Origin of the sequence: 'Cynodon dactylon' phytoplasma (genome assembly GCF_009268075.1) — a bacterium.
Taxonomy (GTDB): Bacteria; Bacillota_I; Bacilli_A; order Acholeplasmatales; family Acholeplasmataceae; genus Phytoplasma; species Phytoplasma cynodontis.
Window position 1 is genome coordinate 20,131 of the sequence record NZ_VWOH01000003.1, and the last position, 16,542, is coordinate 36,672.

Below are 16,542 nucleotides of genomic sequence, written 5' to 3' on the forward strand. Positions count from 1 at the left end.
AAACAGTTTGATTTTTTTATTTCTCTTAAAGTCTAATTTTTAAATAAAGGTTATAATCTAAATAACTTTTTTATATTTTTTAAAAAGGAATATTATAATTATCTTTATCTTATTTTTTTTTGAATGAATGTTTTTATGTTTTTTTATTGAAATTATCTAAAATTTTATATTTATTATTTTTTTAAATATTATTTTTTTGAAAATTGTTTATTAAATGATAACTTTTATTATCTTTTCTAGGATGATTTTTTCTATATTCTCTTTGATATTGATTACGATAACTTCTAACTTTTTCTAGATGATTTTTTCGATATGCTCTTTGATATTGATTATGTTTTTCTCTTTTATGTTTAAGTTTTAATTCATGATTTTTTTCTTCTGTTATTATTTCTAAGTTTTTTAAATTAAAACTTAAAGTTAAATTTAAATCTAAAGAATTTTCTTCTTCTTGTGCTAAAAAGGATGGTGTTAAAGATAAATCTAAATCAATTTTAGAAGATTGTGAATGGGCATCGTTGGTAGTATTTTGAGAAAAACTTTTTGATTCTTCAAAATAATTATTATTAGAGAAATTACTTAAAAAATCTTTCGTATTATCATCATGATCAAATTTATAATTTTGTTTCATAGCGAAAACATATTTTGAAGTAAGTCCAAAAACAACAATGCAAAAAATACAAATAAAAGTAAAAAAAGAAAAGATTATATTATAAATTTTTTGACTTCGATATAACATATTCAAAATTAACAAGATCCTTTCTTTGAACTATTATTAGTATAATAAAATCAAAAAGATTATAAATGTATATTATAGTTTTCTTAGTTTTGCTTTCAAAATAAAGAAAAAAGCTAATTAATGTCTATTGTTATTTATTATTTAATAATTTAATTAAAGATAAAATAAGGTGGTACTAAGTCAGAGTTATCTGTAAACGAAAAGGTAGCTTCTCTTGGTACTAATAAAGTATGTATCTCATTTTCTATTTTACCTTTAATTTCTATATTTAATAAATAATTAATCATTGATTTTTGACCAGATTTAAATTCAAAATAATAAAATTTTTGATCAGTCAAAGGTTCTAATACTACCCTCACATTTTTTCCTATTGATACATCAAAATAATCATAAATTATTTTAGTTTGATTATTAATTACATAAACCTTATTATGTTTTTTTATCATTTTTTTAGCTTTAATTGCCGAATAATTTTTATTTCTTATAAAGAAAGATTCATTTCTCCATTTAATTTCTTCTTTTTGTGTGTCGAAAGAAGATGATTCTTCTGATTCTTTTGAAGAAAATGATTCTGATTCATTATCATAACTTTTAATAGAACTATTTTTGTTTATTTTTGGTTCTGTTATAATTTTATCTTTTTCAAATTCATTCTTTTCATTATTAATATTTTTATTATTATTTTTATCTTTTAATTCTGATTCTTTTTGTTTTAATTTTTTTATATTTTCGTTTTTACCTAAAAGATTATCTATTTTTATACTTTCTTCATCTGATAAATCTTCTTCAGGTATATGGAAAAAAATATTATAATATTTGTTATTCTTTTCATATTCAAGTGATAATGCTTTGTCATCTATAAATTCGTTAAATACCGCTATAGAATAATTAATTCTTTCGTCTTTTATTTTGTTCGTTATTGCTTTATAAATTTCTTCACTATTTAAAAATTGTAACATGTCTGCTTGATATTCTATAACATTTTTTGATAAATCAAATTTTATTGGATATTGAAGATTCCAAAAAATAAATATTTGACTATCATAAATCTTTTGACATAATTCTTCTAAAGTGAATGTATTATCTTGTGGTCTAAAATCAGGTATATTATTATTGTTTTTAGTTTTAATATAAATACCTAGTAAACCTGTTCTCGGATCTTTAATTCGATATTTAAAAGTACTAGCATTAGGTGAGTTATAATATATATCTTTTTCACTTTCATTGTCGTTCAAAATAATTTGTTTACATAAATCTATTTTGTTAAGCAAATAAGGAATTCTTTCTTTGTCTGATACATTAAAAATATTTATTTGATTACGATTTGTAATACTTGTATCGTAAAGAGATCTGAAAGTTTGATTTTTATTAAAAGCAAATACTAAAAATTGATTTTTAATCAATAAAAAATTTGAGATTAATAAAATAATAAAAGAACAAATAAAAAAGTATTTTTTTCTTTTATTTAAATTTAAAATATTAAACATTACTAAAATATACTCCTTTATTTTTAACATTTTTTAAAAAATTTAAATAAAATACTTAAAAAAAATATACTAATTTAAAAATTTATTTTTTTAAAATTTGAAATTAGTATATATATGAAACATAATATTAATTTATAATAAAATGTCAATTTTTTTAAATTTATTTTTAAAATTTTTTGAAAAAATAATATATGTAAAAAGAATAATATATACATATAAGATAGTTAAAGCTAAAGCATAAAGGTTTCAAATCATATAAATTTAAAATTGTTTAGTTTATTTTTTATTGAAAAGTTAAATAAAATTGAACAAATTATAAAAATATTTATTAAATAAAATAGATATTGAATTTTTAAAAAGTTTATGTACCTTGGTAAGATTTAATTTTATAACAAATAGAGTATATTAGAGTGAACAAAAATAAAATAAGAATAGTTGCTACAATTCCAAAGTAAAGTTTCATATAGAATGTATTAAATAAAGAACAAATAACAAATCCATACTTATGAACAATATCTTTTGTTGGATTTTTATATACATGAAAACATATTATTGAATAAATCACCATTATTAAATCATTTCCATTTAATGACATTGTATTAACTGCTAAATGCAAAAATAAAATTATATTCAAAAAAAATAAAGGATAATCTTTTGAATTTTTGGGAGAATTAATTATTATTTTGTTGTCTTCTTTATGTATTAAAAAGAAACAAAAAAAAGCTAAACTAAGCGCGAAAAATATAATATAAGGAAATATATAAAATATCTCAAAAATTATTTTATAGTTAATAGAAGAGTATTCTATTTTTTCAGATTTTAAACTTGGCTTTTTATTTTCATCAATATACCTAACTATAGTAGAAATATATTTATCATCTTTGTTATTATCATCAACAATAAACGTTTCTTTTCGTTTTACATCTATTATTTTATCACCTTTTTTTAAATTCAAGCAGTTTGTAGCAGAAAGTTTTTTTGTGATTATTGCAGAAGAATTATAATCACCATAGAAATTGTAATCAATAAAAAATTTATTACCATTAAATTTCATTATAAAATTAATAATAAAAATAAAAATAGTAAGATAGTAAACAATATTTTTGATATTTTTTTTCATTTTTTTATTTTTTTCATCCTAACCTTTATTATTTTGTTTATTTTATTTATATTTTTGAATAGCTTTATTTTATTAAAACTTTGTTATTTTAACATAAAATATATGAATTGAATATAAAACTTTGTTATTTTAACATAAAATATAAAAAAAATAAATTAATAAAAATTATTATTTTTTTAAGTTGTTTCTTAAAAAATATTGAATTTATTAAATAAATTTTAATTAATTTCGTTTTTTATTTTACTATTATTAGGTATTTTTTTTAACAAAATGTAAAAATAAATAAAAATAAATATGTTTGTAAATACTATATTAAATTTTTCTTTTAATATAGATTTAGAAAAAAGATGTAATAAATTTTCATTCTTTAAAAAAGAACCTTGAATAAAGTGTGAGGGAATAAATTTATTATTTTTGTATTTGATATGATCATTAAAACCTATAAAATTTCCTTCTTTATCAAAACACAAAAAATTTAATTGAAAATATTTTAAAGTTGTTTTTTCTTTTAGATCAAAGACTGAATCAAAAAGAAATGATTTTTTTTCTTCTAAAATATTCCCTATATTGCTTTTGAATATTTGAGGAAAATAATTTTCGTTATTAAAATTAGTTAAAAAATAAATTTCATCTCCTGTGGAAATTTCTGAATTAGGAGTTATTTGTGCTACATCATATTCATAATCAGATTCGAAACTCATTAAAACTAAATTATTCATATTATTAGAATAAAAACTGTTTATTTTTATTTTTTCTTTTTCATATATATTAGATTTGTAAGTTATTATTTCGGTTTGATCAAAAAGTATATTTTTTAATTCATCTAAAATACTTACATATCCGTTATAGTTAGATAAAACATAGTATAAAAAATTACCATTACTTAATTTTTCTTTGTGAAAAATAATTCCGTTTCCTTCGATATCATCATCTTCTTTATACCAAACAACTAAAGATTTTTTGATTTTTTCTTGACTATTAATTTGATTTTGAGGTATAAAATGATAGAGTTCAAAAGATAAAAAATAATTTATATCTCGAATATCTTTAAATAAAAATTCTTCTTTTAAATCTTTTTCTAATTCGAAATAAAATTTTTTACTTTCTAAAATAACATTTTGTTCATTTTCTTTTATAATTTTTAATAAAAATTGATTATTATTATTGTTTTTTTCTATATTTAATTCTAATTTTACAATTTCTTTGCTTGGATCAAAATAAAATATTTGTTCAGGTAAATCTAATTTTTTAAAAAAATTAATCATTATTTTTAATTCATTTGTTTTATTTTTAATAATAGGAGTACTGAATAATACTATAGGATTAAATTGATAATGATCACGATCATGAGAAATATTTTTTTTTTTTTCCATAAATAAAAATAAAAGTTCGTCAATAAAAATAGTAAATTTTGGATTTTTTTCATTTGAATAAACATTTTTTTGAAGAATATCCTTAAAATCTAACATTTCTTTTTTTAAAAAATCTATTTTTTTTTGTTTAAAATATTCATTTTCTTTCCAATAGTTTTCGTCCAATATTTTTTGAATATGATTTATATTAATAGATTGAGAAAAATAGTCTACAATAAGAGAATGTTGAATAGTACTTCTGTTTATACCTACAATTTGACCTTTCTTATTGAAAACAGGACCTCCGCTATTTCCATCATCAATAGTTATATTAAATGTTATTATTTTATCGTTAAAAGAAATTATATGCCCTTTTTTTAATAAATTTTTTTCTATCTTTTTTTTAATATTTTCACGAGTATATAATTCTATCATTTTGTTATAAAGTTCTTTATTTAAATATTTTTCCAATATATTAAAATCATATTCTGTTGGCTTTAATAACAAGTTAATACTAGGAAGAATGGAAACTTGAGAACCCATTGAATACACTTCATCTCCTTGAATAATATCTACATTTTTATCTTTTGGAAAAGCATAATCTAAAATTTTGTTCACTTTTTCGAATTTTTCTTCATTTTCAGGATTTATTTCTTCTTCAAAAGTTAAAATAGCTAAGTCATCATAATCTTTTTTATTTTCTATAAAAAGTAATGATTTTACTTTTTGAACAGTGAAGTATTTGTTAAAAATCAAAATATTGTTATTTTTTTGATCTGTTTCAATAACATGTCTATTGGTAAGCATATAATATCTATACTTATTATCTAAAAATGATTTTTCAGTTTTATATATAAAACCAGAACCTAAACTTCTTTTTAGATATACTAAAAAAGTAATTTTAGATAAATCTTGAATTTTTTCTTTTAATTTTTTTTCATAATTTTCTTCAGAAGATGAAAATAATTGTTGATCTATTTCGTTTAAATTATTTTGTGTTTCATTTTGTGTTAAATTATTATTTAAAAAAACGACATTTTCTTTATTGATATTATTTTGATTATCATTATCGCTATTGGTTAATTTTTCTAAACATTCTAAACATAAACTATATTTTTGAAATATTTGAGACTTACTTAAAAATTTATCTCCCATTTTTAATCCTATAAAAAAACCTTGTTGATTTAAACAAATATCTAATTTTTCCGTTTTTTGTTCGTTTTGATTCTTTTCTGCTTCTTTTATTGTTAAAGATATACAATATTTTGTTTGTTGATTCATTTCTGGATTTATTTGAAATAAATCAATATTATGATTATGCCATAAAAAACAATTTATAAGATGAAAAATTAAATTAGATGTTATGATATAATTAACTTCTGATTTTTTATTTTGAGTTGGTAAAGAAATTCCTATCAAATCTCCATCTTTATTAAAAAAAATTTTATTATTTTTACCTTTAATTGAAATAGGTAAAAAATACATTTGATTTTCATTATAATCTTTACTTACAATACCTTCTTGAAAAGGTTTTTGATTTTCTTCATTGTTATCTAAAACAAATGCATAAACATAGTCTCCTTTTTGGAAATTATATTTTTTAAGTTCAAAAAAAATTTGTTTTGGATCTGAATTTATTTTATTGTTTAGATCAAAAATTTTTTTTATTTTATTTTGGTTTATTTTAATTTTTTGATTATTTGTATTTTTTTTATTATGATTTGCTATTCTCATAGCTTGTTTTTTTATTATAAAATTTTTTATTAATTCAATCTGTTGTTTTTTAAAAGTATTGATAATCAATTTATAATATATTAGAATCGAAATAGTCGAAATTATAAGTAACATTATTATAAAAAAATTTTTATTTTTTTTATAAATATTTTTTACAAAATTATTAATTTTCAATTAAAATTCTCCTGTATTTTTGATAAAACTCTATATCTAATATTTTAACAGTTATTTTGAAAGTTATTTAAAATAAAAATAATGAAAATTATAAAAATTAAAAAAACATAAAGTATTGACATTGATTAAAAAAAAGAATAAAATATATCTGTGTTAGCAATCATTATAAATGAGTGCTAGAATAAAATAAATATTAAATTTTTGTTCTAGAGGTGTTAAGTTGCTTTCCAACAGAAAAAAATTAATTTTAAAAGCTGTTGTCGAAAATTATTCTAGAAAAAATCAACCAATAGGTTCTAAATTTTTAACTTCTTTATCTTATTTAAAATTTTCTAGCGCTACTATTCGTTATGATATGGTTCAATTAGAAAAAGAAGGTTATCTAATTAAAAATCATAAATCTAGTGGAAGAATACCTTCACTTAAAGGGTATGTTTTTTATCTAAAAAATTTAATGACTCGTGAAGAATCCAAAACTCCTTTAAAAATAATTTCTTTATTTGAAGATATAATAAAAAAAAAGAATATAGATAAAGAAAAATTAATTAAAGAAATTTTAGAACTATTATGTAATTTAACAAATTATGTAACGTTGAACGTTGTTCCTGATATATTCGAAACAAGTAAAATTAACAAAATTGATTTAATTTTTTTAGGTTTTAATCAAGTTATTGTTTTAGTTATTACAGATAAAGGTAATTTAAGATATAGGAATATTTTTTTGTCCAAAGAAGAATATTTATTTTTCATTAGTCTTGAAAAATTAGTTGATTTTTTAAATTATCTATTTTTTGGGAAATATTTATTTGAAGCTTTAGAAATTTTAAAAAATGATAATATCAAAAAAAAGATAGAAAAAAAATGTTTTCAATATTCAAATTTTTTAATTCAATTTTTAAGAGACACTTTTTATTGTTTTTCTAGTAATAATTCTTACATTTATGGTATTTCTAATTTTTTCAATAAATATAATTTTGAAAATAATATGATTTTAAAAGAACTTGTTAAAATATTCGATACTAAAGAATTATGCAAAATATTCTTTAATTCTTCTTATTCTAAAAATAACGTTTGTAAACTTGTTAATCAAATAACTTTGGTAACTTATAGTAATTTTATTATAATTTCTGTTCCTTACCAAATCAGTGACAATGAGAGAGGTTTTATTGGAGTTTTAGGCCCTCTTGTAATGAAGTATGACAAAATAATACCTATATTAGAGTATTTATCTGCTCATTTAACGCAATTATTTGAAAATAATTGTCAAAGACAATTTCAAATATATTAATTTCTTAAAATAATAATGAGGAGTGTGTATTTCTAAAATGAAAAAAGATTTTGATGAAAAAAAAAATGTGAATAAACATAATGATGATAATTATAAAGAACGAGAAGAAGTTACGACAAATAACACAGATAATAAAGATTGTCAATGTGAAAACAATAAAAAATTTAAAGAAAATTCGGATCAAAATAATAAAAATGATAAAAATGAGAAAGATAATTTTCAAGAAATAGATAAAAATTTAGAGACTAAAGAAAATTGTTATGACTCATTCAAAGAATGTAATTGTGATGAAAAAGAAAAATATTCTGAAGATAAAAAGGTAAATAATAATAATAAATCTGATGAATTTGTTTTTTCTAATGAAACAGAAAATAATAATCAAAAAAGTAATCATGAAAATAATAATTTATTTCAACAAAAAAAATTAGAAGATATTATAAAAGAATTAAAAAAAAATAATTTTGAATTAAAGAATAATTTGGTTGAAGCGAAGAAAAATTTTATTAATGATAAATTAAGATATTCTGCAGATTTAGATAATTTTAAAAAAAGAATAAAAAAAGAGAAGGAAAAAGAGCAGAAGTATGCTTCTTTAGATTTGATAAAGGAAATTTTAACTCCTTTTGAACAACTAGAGAAAGTGACTTCAATAGATACTGATGATATTTCTTTGAAAAATTTCTTATTAGGTTTTAAAATAATTTATCAAAAAATGAAAGAAATTTTAGAAAAAAATGGTGTTCAAGAGATAAAAGCTTTAGGAGAAAAATTTAATCCTGAAATACATTATGCTGTCAACAAAATTTCAGATAAAAATCAACCTAATAATACTAATGTTTTAGTTATTCAAAAAGGATTTTTTTATAAAGATATTATATTAAAACCAGCTATGGTTAAAGTAAATGAATGGAGTGATAAATGTGATGAAGAAAACAAATAAAATTATTGGTATAGATTTAGGAACAACAAATTCTTGTGTTGCTGTTTTTGAAGGCAACGAAGCTAGGGTTATTCCTAATAGTACAGGAGGTCGCACAACTCCGTCTGTAGTAGCTTTTAAAGGAGATGAAATTTTAGTCGGTCAAGTTGCTAAGAACCAAATTGTTATTCATCCTGAAAATACTATTTCTTCTGTTAAAAGAAAAATGGGTAAAAAGGATACAAACGGAAAAGATATAACAATCAAAATTGATGGAAAAGAAAAACGTCCTGAAGAAATTAGTGCTTTAATTTTAAAAAGTCTTAAAGAACAAGCGCAGACTCATTTAGGTGCAGAAGTAGAAAGAGCAGTTATAACTGTACCGGCTTATTTTGATGATGCTCAAAGACAAGCAACTAAAAATGCAGGAAAAATTGCTGGATTGAAAGTTGAAAGAATTATTAATGAACCAACAGCAGCCGCTTTAGCTTATGGAATAGATAAAATTACTGATAAAGAACAGAAAATTTTAGTTTTTGATTTAGGTGGCGGAACTTTTGACGTTTCTATTTTAACTTTAGCAGATGGAAATTTTGCTGTTGAAGCTGTTGCTGGTAATAATGAATTAGGTGGAGATGATTTTGATAATAAAATTGTTGATTTTTTAATTGATTTGTTAAAGAGAGAAAATCCGAAATATAAAGATGAAATATCAAAACATATTTCTAACAATCCAGAATTTAAAAATAGATTGAAAGAAGCTGCTGAACAAGCTAAAAAAGAGTTAAGTAGTGCTTTATCTACTCAAATATCTTTACCTTTTATTGTTTTAATAGATGGAAAAACTCCATTGAATATAAATTATAATATGACAAGAGCAAAATTTGAAGCTTTAACAGAAGATTTAGTAAATAGTTGTATAGAACCTATTCAGAAAGCTTTAAAAGATGCTAAACTAAAACCAGAACAAATTGATCAAGTTTTGTTAGTAGGTGGATCAACCAGAATACCTGCTGTTCAATCTTTAGTCGAAAAAGAACTTAAAAAAATACCTAACAAAACTATTAACCCAGATGAAGTTGTTGCTATGGGAGCTGCTATACAAGGTGCTATTTTAGCTGGGGATGTTAAAGATGTTATATTATTAGACGTTACTCCTTTATCTTTAGGAATAGAAACATTGGGTAATGTATTTACTAAGTTAATAGAAAGAAATACTACTATTCCTACTTCTAAATCACAAATTTTTTCAACTGCTGTTGATAATCAACCTTCAGTTGATATTCATGTTTTACAAGGTGAGAGACCTTTAGCTAAAGATAATAAAACTTTAGGTAGTTTCCGTTTAGATAATATTCCTCCAGCATCTAGAGGAGAACCTCAAATAGAAGTTACTTTTGATATTGATGTTAATGGAATTGTTTCGGTTAAAGCTAAAAATTTACAAACTAATCAAGAACAAAAAATTACTATTACTGGTAGCAATACTTTGTCAGAAAAAGAGATCGAAAAAATGATTAAAGAAGCCGAAATAAATGCTGAAAAAGATAGAATTCAAAAAGAAAAAATAGAAACTCGTAATGAAGCTGATCAATTAATTTTTCAAACAAGAAAATCTTTAAAAACTTTAGAAAATTATTTTTCTGAAGAAGATAAAAATAGTTTAGAAGCGAATATTAAAAATCTTGAAGAATCTTTAAAAGGTGATGATCATAATTTAATCAAAGAAAAAATGGATATTTTAACTAAAGAATCTCAAACAATATTAATAAAAGCTCATCAAAAAAAACAAGAAGAAGAACAAAAGAAAAATAATAACGGTACAACAGATAATACAACATCTGAAGATAAAAACAAATCTGCTGAAAAAGTAGTAGATGCAGAATTTGAAGAAAAAAAATAATTTAATTTGATTTTTTGTTATTTTGTTAATATAAAACCAAAAAAAGAGAAAAAATCTTTTTTTGGTTTATTTATTAATTGAAATTTATATTATAATTCTTTTATATGTTTTATTTATTTTTTTTGTTTTTTTTAATATACTTTTATTTTTATTAAATATTTATTATATTTAGTTTACAGGATTTAAATAAATTAAGTTTTTAATAATTATTTGAATATATTATTTTGCAATTTTTATATTACAATAAAGGAGTTTTTATTGTGAGTCAGAAAAAAGACTATTATGAAGTTTTAGGTTTATCAAAAAATTCTAGTATAGAAGAAATAAAAAAAGCTTATAGAAAACTTTCTAAAAAATATCATCCAGATCTTTGTAAAGAACCAGATGCTGAAAAAAAATTTAAAGAAGTTCAAGAAGCTTATCAAGTTTTGAATGATCCTCAAAAAAAATCAAATTATGATCGTTTTGGACATTCTGATTTTAGTGGTTTTAATAATAACAATAGTGGTTTTCAAGGTTTTTATCAAGAGGATTTCGATTTTTCAGATATATTTGATAGTTTTTTCGGTCAAAGAAATAATAAAAAAAGACATTCTAAAAAAGGCGAAGATAAACATGTTAAAATTACTATTGATTTTTTAGAAGCCGCTTTAGGAGTTGAAAAAAAAATTCAATTTAATATTGAAGAAGAATGCCAGGAATGTAAAGGTACTGGTGCTAAAAACCCTCAGGATATTCAAATATGTTATTATTGTAAAGGAACTGGTTACATTACCGTTGCTCAAAGAAGTTTTTTAGGAAGCATTACAAAACAACAAGTTTGTTCGAATTGCAAAGGCAGCGGTAAAGTAATTTTAAATAAATGTTTTTTTTGTAAGGGAAAACAAAGAGTATTAAAAACTAAAACAACTAAATTAAATATACCAGCAGGAATACAAGAAGGTATGACTTTAAAGTTATCTCAAGAAGGTCATCATGGTCTTTTCGGAAGTATAAGTGGAGATTTATATGTTGATATTAAAATAAAGCCTCATGATATTTTCGTTAGAAAAGAAAATGATGTTTATTCTACTATTTTTATTGATATTTTTCAAGCTATATTAGGAGATACAATCAATGTTTCTACTATTTATGGTATAGTTAATTTAAAAATTCCGGAAGGAACACAAACAGATACTAAATTTAGATTAAAAAATAAAGGTATTTCTTATCTTCAATCTTCTTATAAAAAAGGAGATCATTATGTAGTTGTTAAAGTCGAAACTCTTACGAATTTAACTCATAAAGAAAAAGAATGTTTAAAACAACTAAAAGAAATGTATTATGATAAAAAAAAAAGTAAATCTAGATGGTTTTTTTAATTCAAATTTAATTTAGATTAAATTTTATTAATAAAAAAAATATTTATTTTATTAACTAATTTCTAAATAATTTATAAATACTATTTTTTTTATTTTGTAAAAGAAATTATATTATGATTTAATTTCATGATATTATATCTATAGATAAATAACAAAAGAATAGTATTTTTTTATTATTTTTTTTATTAATAACAATTTAATGATATAAATATTTGATTTATTTTTTAATAAATAAAGAATTAATTAAGTAAATATCTAAAAGAGGGAAATAAAATTTTATGATTTTAGTAAAATATTTAAGAAAAGAAGATTTAAAACCATTTTTTTATTTTGCTTTAGAAGAGTATATTTTAAATAATTTACTAAAAAAACATGAATCATTTTTCTTTTTATGGAAAATTAAAGGAATTGTAATCGGTAAGAATCAAATTATTGAAAATGAAGTTAATTTAGATTTTGTTAAAAAAAATAAAATTGATATTTTTAGACGTCCTACTGGAGGAGGTTGTGTTTATAATGACCCTAAAACACCCCTTTTTAGTATAATTACTAAAAAAGAAAAAGATTTTTCTTTTAAGAAATATTTGTGTAAAATTATCGATGTTTTTAAAAAAATAGGTGTCAATTTGGATTTTAACGGAAGAAATGATATTGTATTAGGTGATAAAAAAGTTTCAGGAAGTTCTTTTATACAAAATGAAAACGGAATTATTATACATGGAACTTTACTTTATGATTGTGATATAGACACTATGATACGTTGTATTACTGTTGATGACGAAAAATTAATTTCTAAAGGTATTAAAAGTATTTCATCAAGAGTTACCAATTTAAAAGATCATTTAAAAGATAATATTAATCAAGATCAACTAATGTCATTTTTAGAAAATAATTTAACTAATAAAGTTTATATTTTGAGTACAGAAGAAATTAAAAAAGTAGAGAAAATGTCAGAAAAATTTTCATCACCCAAATGGATATATCACGAATATCCTAGTTATTCTAAAGTTTTAAAAAAACGTTTTGAATGGGGAAGCTTAAATGTTTTATTATCTTTAAAAAAAGGAAAGATAGAAAAAATGAGTTTAACAGGAGATTTTTTTAATAAACATGAAAATTTATCGTTTTTTTTGGAAAAATTTGAAAATATTATTTATAATAGAGAAAATATAAAAAAAATTTCAGAGAATATTGATATTAGTGAATATATTTTAAATGCTAGTAATAAAGATTTTTTTGATTTATTAGAAGAAAATGCTTTTTATTAATTTTTAAAAAAATCAAAATATCAATCTACTGGAAAAAAAGAAAGGTTTGAAAAAAATGAAAGTTTTTTTGTTAAAAAAAATGGTGGTTATTTCATTTCTTTTAGCAATATCTTTTATTATAGAATTTATTTTTAATAGATTTGTTTTAAATATTGATTGTTGTCAATCTTTTATCAAATTAGAATTATTACCTATTATTTTGATAGGTTTTTTATTTGGTTTTAAGTTAAGTTTTTTTTCGAATTTATTATATGTTTTAATTCATATAGTAATAGAATTTGCTATTTCATATCAAAAACATAGTTTGTTGACAGATGCACGAAATAATTATAAATTATTGTTTATTGTTTTATTATTTATTTTTATTATTCCTTACTTGGTCTGTTCGATTTCTGGTTTTTGTTCTTTTTCAGAAAAAAAAAATTTTTTTAGAAAAAAAACTTTTTTTCTTATTTTTTTTTCTATTTCAATTTTACAAATTTTTTCTTATTTAATTTTTATAACAATTCTTTATAATAATTTTTCAGATTTAATATTTCATTTAATTAAAAACTTTTCTGATTTTTTAAATATAAACAATTATTATTTTAATTATTTGATTTATATTTTTTTAATTTATAATTTGCTTTCTATTATATTAAATAATGTAATTATTGGTTTTTTATTATTTTATTTTTTAAATTATTTTTTTAAACAAAATGAATATATTGAATATTTTTTGGATTAAAGATTTTTTTTAAATTATTTTTTTGTTATTTATTAAATAAATTTATCAACAATTTTAAGATAATCAATTCTTGGATAGTAACCAAATGGTATTTGAAATAACTCTTTTTCAAAAATTTTATAATTGATACTTTTTTTTAAATTATTTTGAATTAAATAATTATTTAAGAAATCAATAGGTAGATAAAAATATTTATTTTTTTGTTTAAAATGAATTATAAAAAAAGATATACCTTTTAAATTATTTATTTTTGTTAAAGTTTTTATTTGATGCAATGGAATATTGCTTAATGAGAAATTAGTTTTATGACTTGTTTCTTTAACATCAAAAGATATAAATTTTCCTTTATATAAACCATGATAATCAGGAAGTGATTTTAAATTAAAATAAGCTTGAATAATTTTAGCTTTTTTTCTGTTAGGATATTCTACTTTTGTTATTTTAATTGGAATTTCGTTTTTATAAATTAAAGCTATATTTTTTTGCGCATAAAAAAAATTTGTTAGATTTATATCTTTTTCTAAACTGATTCCTAAATTTTTTTTAACATAATTTTTTTTGTAATTTAATTTTAAAAAATTATCATTATTTTTTTCTATTTTATTTGTTACAAGTTTTTTAAAAGGATATTTCATAAATTAAACAACTTTCTTATAAAATCATTAAATTAATATTTTTTTGTCTTTTTAAATAATTATAAAAAATATAAACATTTATTTCACTAAAAATTTATAAAAAAAGGAAAAAGAACAACAAAGGAGTTTTATTATAAAAATGCAACAAGAAATAAGTTTTTCGGCTTTGGGTGGTATAGGAGAAAATGGTAAAAATTTTTATTTGCTTCAAATAAAATCTTCTTATTTTATTTTAGATGTAGGTTTAAAGTATCCTGATATTTTTACTCATGGAATAGATTGTATTATTCCTGAATATACTAGGTTAGAATCGATTAAAGATCAAATTAAAGCTATTTTTATAACTTCTGCTTTTGACACTCATTTAGGAGCTTTAATTTATTTAATTAAAGAATTTAATTTTCCTATTTATGCTTCTGATTTCGTTATTGATGTAATTAAAAATAATTTAAAACAAAATAATATAGAAACTAAAAATTTGAAATTTTATATAGTTGATGAAAATTCAAAAGTAAATTTTTCAGATACTGAAATATGTTTTTTTAATATAGCTCATTTTCTTCCTGAAACATTAGGATTAGCTTTTTCTACTGAACAAGGTTATATTATTTATATAAGTGAAATGCATTTTTTACAATCTAAAAATAAAAATTTTCAAACTAATTTTTCAAGTTTAGCTAAATTAGGAGAAGGAAAAGTTTTAGCGTTTATACCAGCTTCTCAAGGATCTTTTAGTATTATTAAACAAAAAAAAGAAGAACTTTTAGAATATTATTTTAGTAGTTATTTTGCTAGTATAAAAAATAATATTATTATTTCTTTTTTAATACCAGATTTATTAAAAATACAGTTAGCAATTGATTTAGCTGTGGAATTTAATTTGAAAATTGTTATTCTAGGAAGAAAAAGTGAAAAAATTATTGATTTAGCCCTAAAAAAAGGTTATTTAAAAATTCCTGAAGGTTTTTTAGTAGATTTAAAAAATTCAAATGATTTTTTAAAATATAAAAACTTAGTTATAATTGTAGTAGGAAAAAGATTCGAGCCTTTTTATCGTTTGCAAAGAATGTGTAAACAAACAGATCGTTTAATGCGATTAAATTCTCAAGATAAAATTTTATTACTTTCTATAGAAATTACAGGTATTGACAAAATACAAAATAAAACATTAGATATTTTAGCTAGAAATGGTTTTATTGTAGATATTTTGATAGAAGATTTACTAACAGTTTCTTATAATTATGAAGAAAATTTTAAATTAATGTTACATTTATTAAAACCTAAATTTTTATTACCTGTAGTAGGAGAATATAGACATCAATACCAAATTAAAAAAATTGCTCAAAATTTTAACTATAATGAAAAAAATATCTTTATGTTTGAAAATGGTGATAAATGGATTTATGATATTAAAAACAATCCTTATATTAAAAAGAAATTTTTTAAAAATTTAGGAGAAATTTTAATAGACGGAACTCCTGTTTTAGATGGTAATAATTACATTTTAAAAGATAGAGAACTTTTAGCTAATGATGGTGTTATTATTATTGTTTGCGGCGTAAGTGTTAGAACTAAAAGAATTATAGGAAATATAGAATTAATTAGTAAAGGTTTTTTGGATAAAAATAAAATTGAAGATATATTAAGTAAATTTAAAGAAATATTTGTTACAAATATTTATAATGATTTTTTAAATAATCCAAATCAACTTAAATGGAGTGATTTTAAAAATAATTTAAAAGAAATCTTATCTAAATTTATTTTCAAAGAAATAAAAAAAAGACCTGTTATCATTCCTGTTTTAATTTCTGTTTATTAATTTTAGTTTATCATCAGAT

Annotated in this window: 12 protein-coding genes; 7 read left to right on the forward strand and 5 right to left on the reverse strand. The window is 19.9% G+C overall.

From position 1 onward, the window contains the following. Positions 1 to 181: 181 nt before the first annotated feature. The 4 genes from F1741_RS01590 to F1741_RS01605 all read right to left on the reverse strand — a co-directional run bounded on the left by F1741_RS01590 (position 182) and on the right by F1741_RS01605 (position 6,498). Positions 182 to 736: a hypothetical protein gene (locus F1741_RS01590; protein WP_152309862.1), complete on the reverse strand. Its 555-nt coding sequence runs from the start codon at positions 734 to 736 to the stop codon at positions 182 to 184. 149 nt (positions 737 to 885) lie between these two features. After that, on the reverse strand, positions 886 to 2,223 hold the full coding sequence (locus F1741_RS01595) for a hypothetical protein (RefSeq protein WP_152309863.1): 1,338 nt from the start codon (positions 2,221 to 2,223) through the stop codon (positions 886 to 888). Between the two features lie 361 nt (positions 2,224 to 2,584). Further along, positions 2,585 to 3,343 (reverse strand): hypothetical protein, encoded by a 759-nt coding sequence (locus F1741_RS01600; RefSeq protein WP_152309864.1) that lies wholly within the window; start codon positions 3,341 to 3,343, stop codon positions 2,585 to 2,587. Between the two features lie 218 nt (positions 3,344 to 3,561). Beyond that, entirely contained in the window at positions 3,562 to 6,498 is a 2,937-nt protein-coding gene (locus F1741_RS01605; protein ID WP_212380321.1) for a S1 family peptidase, read from the reverse strand. Positions 6,499 to 6,823: 325 nt separating this feature from the next. On the opposite strand from F1741_RS01605, the gene hrcA reads away from it, so the two are divergent. From hrcA to F1741_RS01635, 6 genes are all read left to right on the forward strand, one after another. Continuing rightward, the gene (gene hrcA / locus F1741_RS01610) at positions 6,824 to 7,891 is read left to right on the forward strand and encodes a heat-inducible transcriptional repressor HrcA (RefSeq protein WP_152309866.1); all 1,068 of its coding nucleotides are present in this window, start codon (positions 6,824 to 6,826) and stop codon (positions 7,889 to 7,891) included. A gap of 37 nt (positions 7,892 to 7,928) precedes the next feature. Beyond that, on the forward strand, positions 7,929 to 8,831 hold the full coding sequence (locus tag F1741_RS01615) for a nucleotide exchange factor GrpE (RefSeq protein WP_152309867.1): 903 nt from the start codon (positions 7,929 to 7,931) through the stop codon (positions 8,829 to 8,831). Further along, positions 8,815 to 10,713, forward strand: a complete 1,899-nt coding sequence (dnaK, locus tag F1741_RS01620) for a molecular chaperone DnaK (protein ID WP_152309868.1) — start codon at positions 8,815 to 8,817, stop codon at positions 10,711 to 10,713. The genes F1741_RS01615 and dnaK overlap by 17 nt, the downstream gene beginning before the upstream one ends. A gap of 260 nt (positions 10,714 to 10,973) precedes the next feature. Continuing rightward, the gene (gene dnaJ / locus F1741_RS01625) at positions 10,974 to 12,074 is read left to right on the forward strand and encodes a molecular chaperone DnaJ (protein WP_152309869.1); all 1,101 of its coding nucleotides are present in this window, start codon (positions 10,974 to 10,976) and stop codon (positions 12,072 to 12,074) included. A gap of 278 nt (positions 12,075 to 12,352) precedes the next feature. After that, positions 12,353 to 13,342 carry a lipoate--protein ligase gene (locus F1741_RS01630; RefSeq protein ID WP_152309870.1) on the forward strand — a complete coding sequence of 330 codons (990 nt, stop codon included), beginning with the start codon at positions 12,353 to 12,355 and terminating at the stop codon, positions 13,340 to 13,342. Between the two features lie 55 nt (positions 13,343 to 13,397). Continuing rightward, positions 13,398 to 14,069 carry a hypothetical protein gene (locus F1741_RS01635; protein WP_212380324.1) on the forward strand — a complete coding sequence of 224 codons (672 nt, stop codon included), beginning with the start codon at positions 13,398 to 13,400 and terminating at the stop codon, positions 14,067 to 14,069. A 32-nt stretch (positions 14,070 to 14,101) separates the two neighbouring features. Here the strand turns inward: F1741_RS01635 and recU are convergent, their stop codons facing one another. Beyond that, positions 14,102 to 14,704 (reverse strand): Holliday junction resolvase RecU, encoded by a 603-nt coding sequence (recU, locus tag F1741_RS01640; RefSeq protein ID WP_152309872.1) that lies wholly within the window; start codon positions 14,702 to 14,704, stop codon positions 14,102 to 14,104. Positions 14,705 to 14,843: 139 nt separating this feature from the next. On the opposite strand from recU, the gene F1741_RS01645 reads away from it, so the two are divergent. Next, complete coding sequence (locus tag F1741_RS01645) at positions 14,844 to 16,523, forward strand: ribonuclease J (protein WP_152309873.1); 1,680 nt, start codon at positions 14,844 to 14,846, stop codon at positions 16,521 to 16,523. Positions 16,524 to 16,542: the final 19 nt, after the last annotated feature.

Excerpts from the sequence above, each read along its gene's own strand:
- F1741_RS01590 (WP_152309862.1), bottom strand. The coding sequence starts at position 736 with ATGTTATATCGAAGTCAAAAAATTTATAATATAATCTTTTCTTTTTTT.
- F1741_RS01595 (WP_152309863.1), bottom strand. The coding sequence starts at position 2,223 with ATGTTTAATATTTTAAATTTAAATAAAAGAAAAAAATACTTTTTTATT.
- F1741_RS01600 (WP_152309864.1), bottom strand. The coding sequence starts at position 3,343 with ATGAAAAAAAATATCAAAAATATTGTTTACTATCTTACTATTTTTATT.
- F1741_RS01615 (WP_152309867.1), top strand. The coding sequence starts at position 7,929 with ATGAAAAAAGATTTTGATGAAAAAAAAAATGTGAATAAACATAATGAT.
- dnaK (WP_152309868.1), top strand. The coding sequence starts at position 8,815 with ATGAAGAAAACAAATAAAATTATTGGTATAGATTTAGGAACAACAAAT.
- F1741_RS01630 (WP_152309870.1), top strand. The coding sequence starts at position 12,353 with ATGATTTTAGTAAAATATTTAAGAAAAGAAGATTTAAAACCATTTTTT.
- F1741_RS01635 (WP_212380324.1), top strand. The coding sequence starts at position 13,398 with ATGAAAGTTTTTTTGTTAAAAAAAATGGTGGTTATTTCATTTCTTTTA.
- recU (WP_152309872.1), bottom strand. The coding sequence starts at position 14,704 with ATGAAATATCCTTTTAAAAAACTTGTAACAAATAAAATAGAAAAAAAT.
- F1741_RS01645 (WP_152309873.1), top strand. The coding sequence starts at position 14,844 with ATGCAACAAGAAATAAGTTTTTCGGCTTTGGGTGGTATAGGAGAAAAT.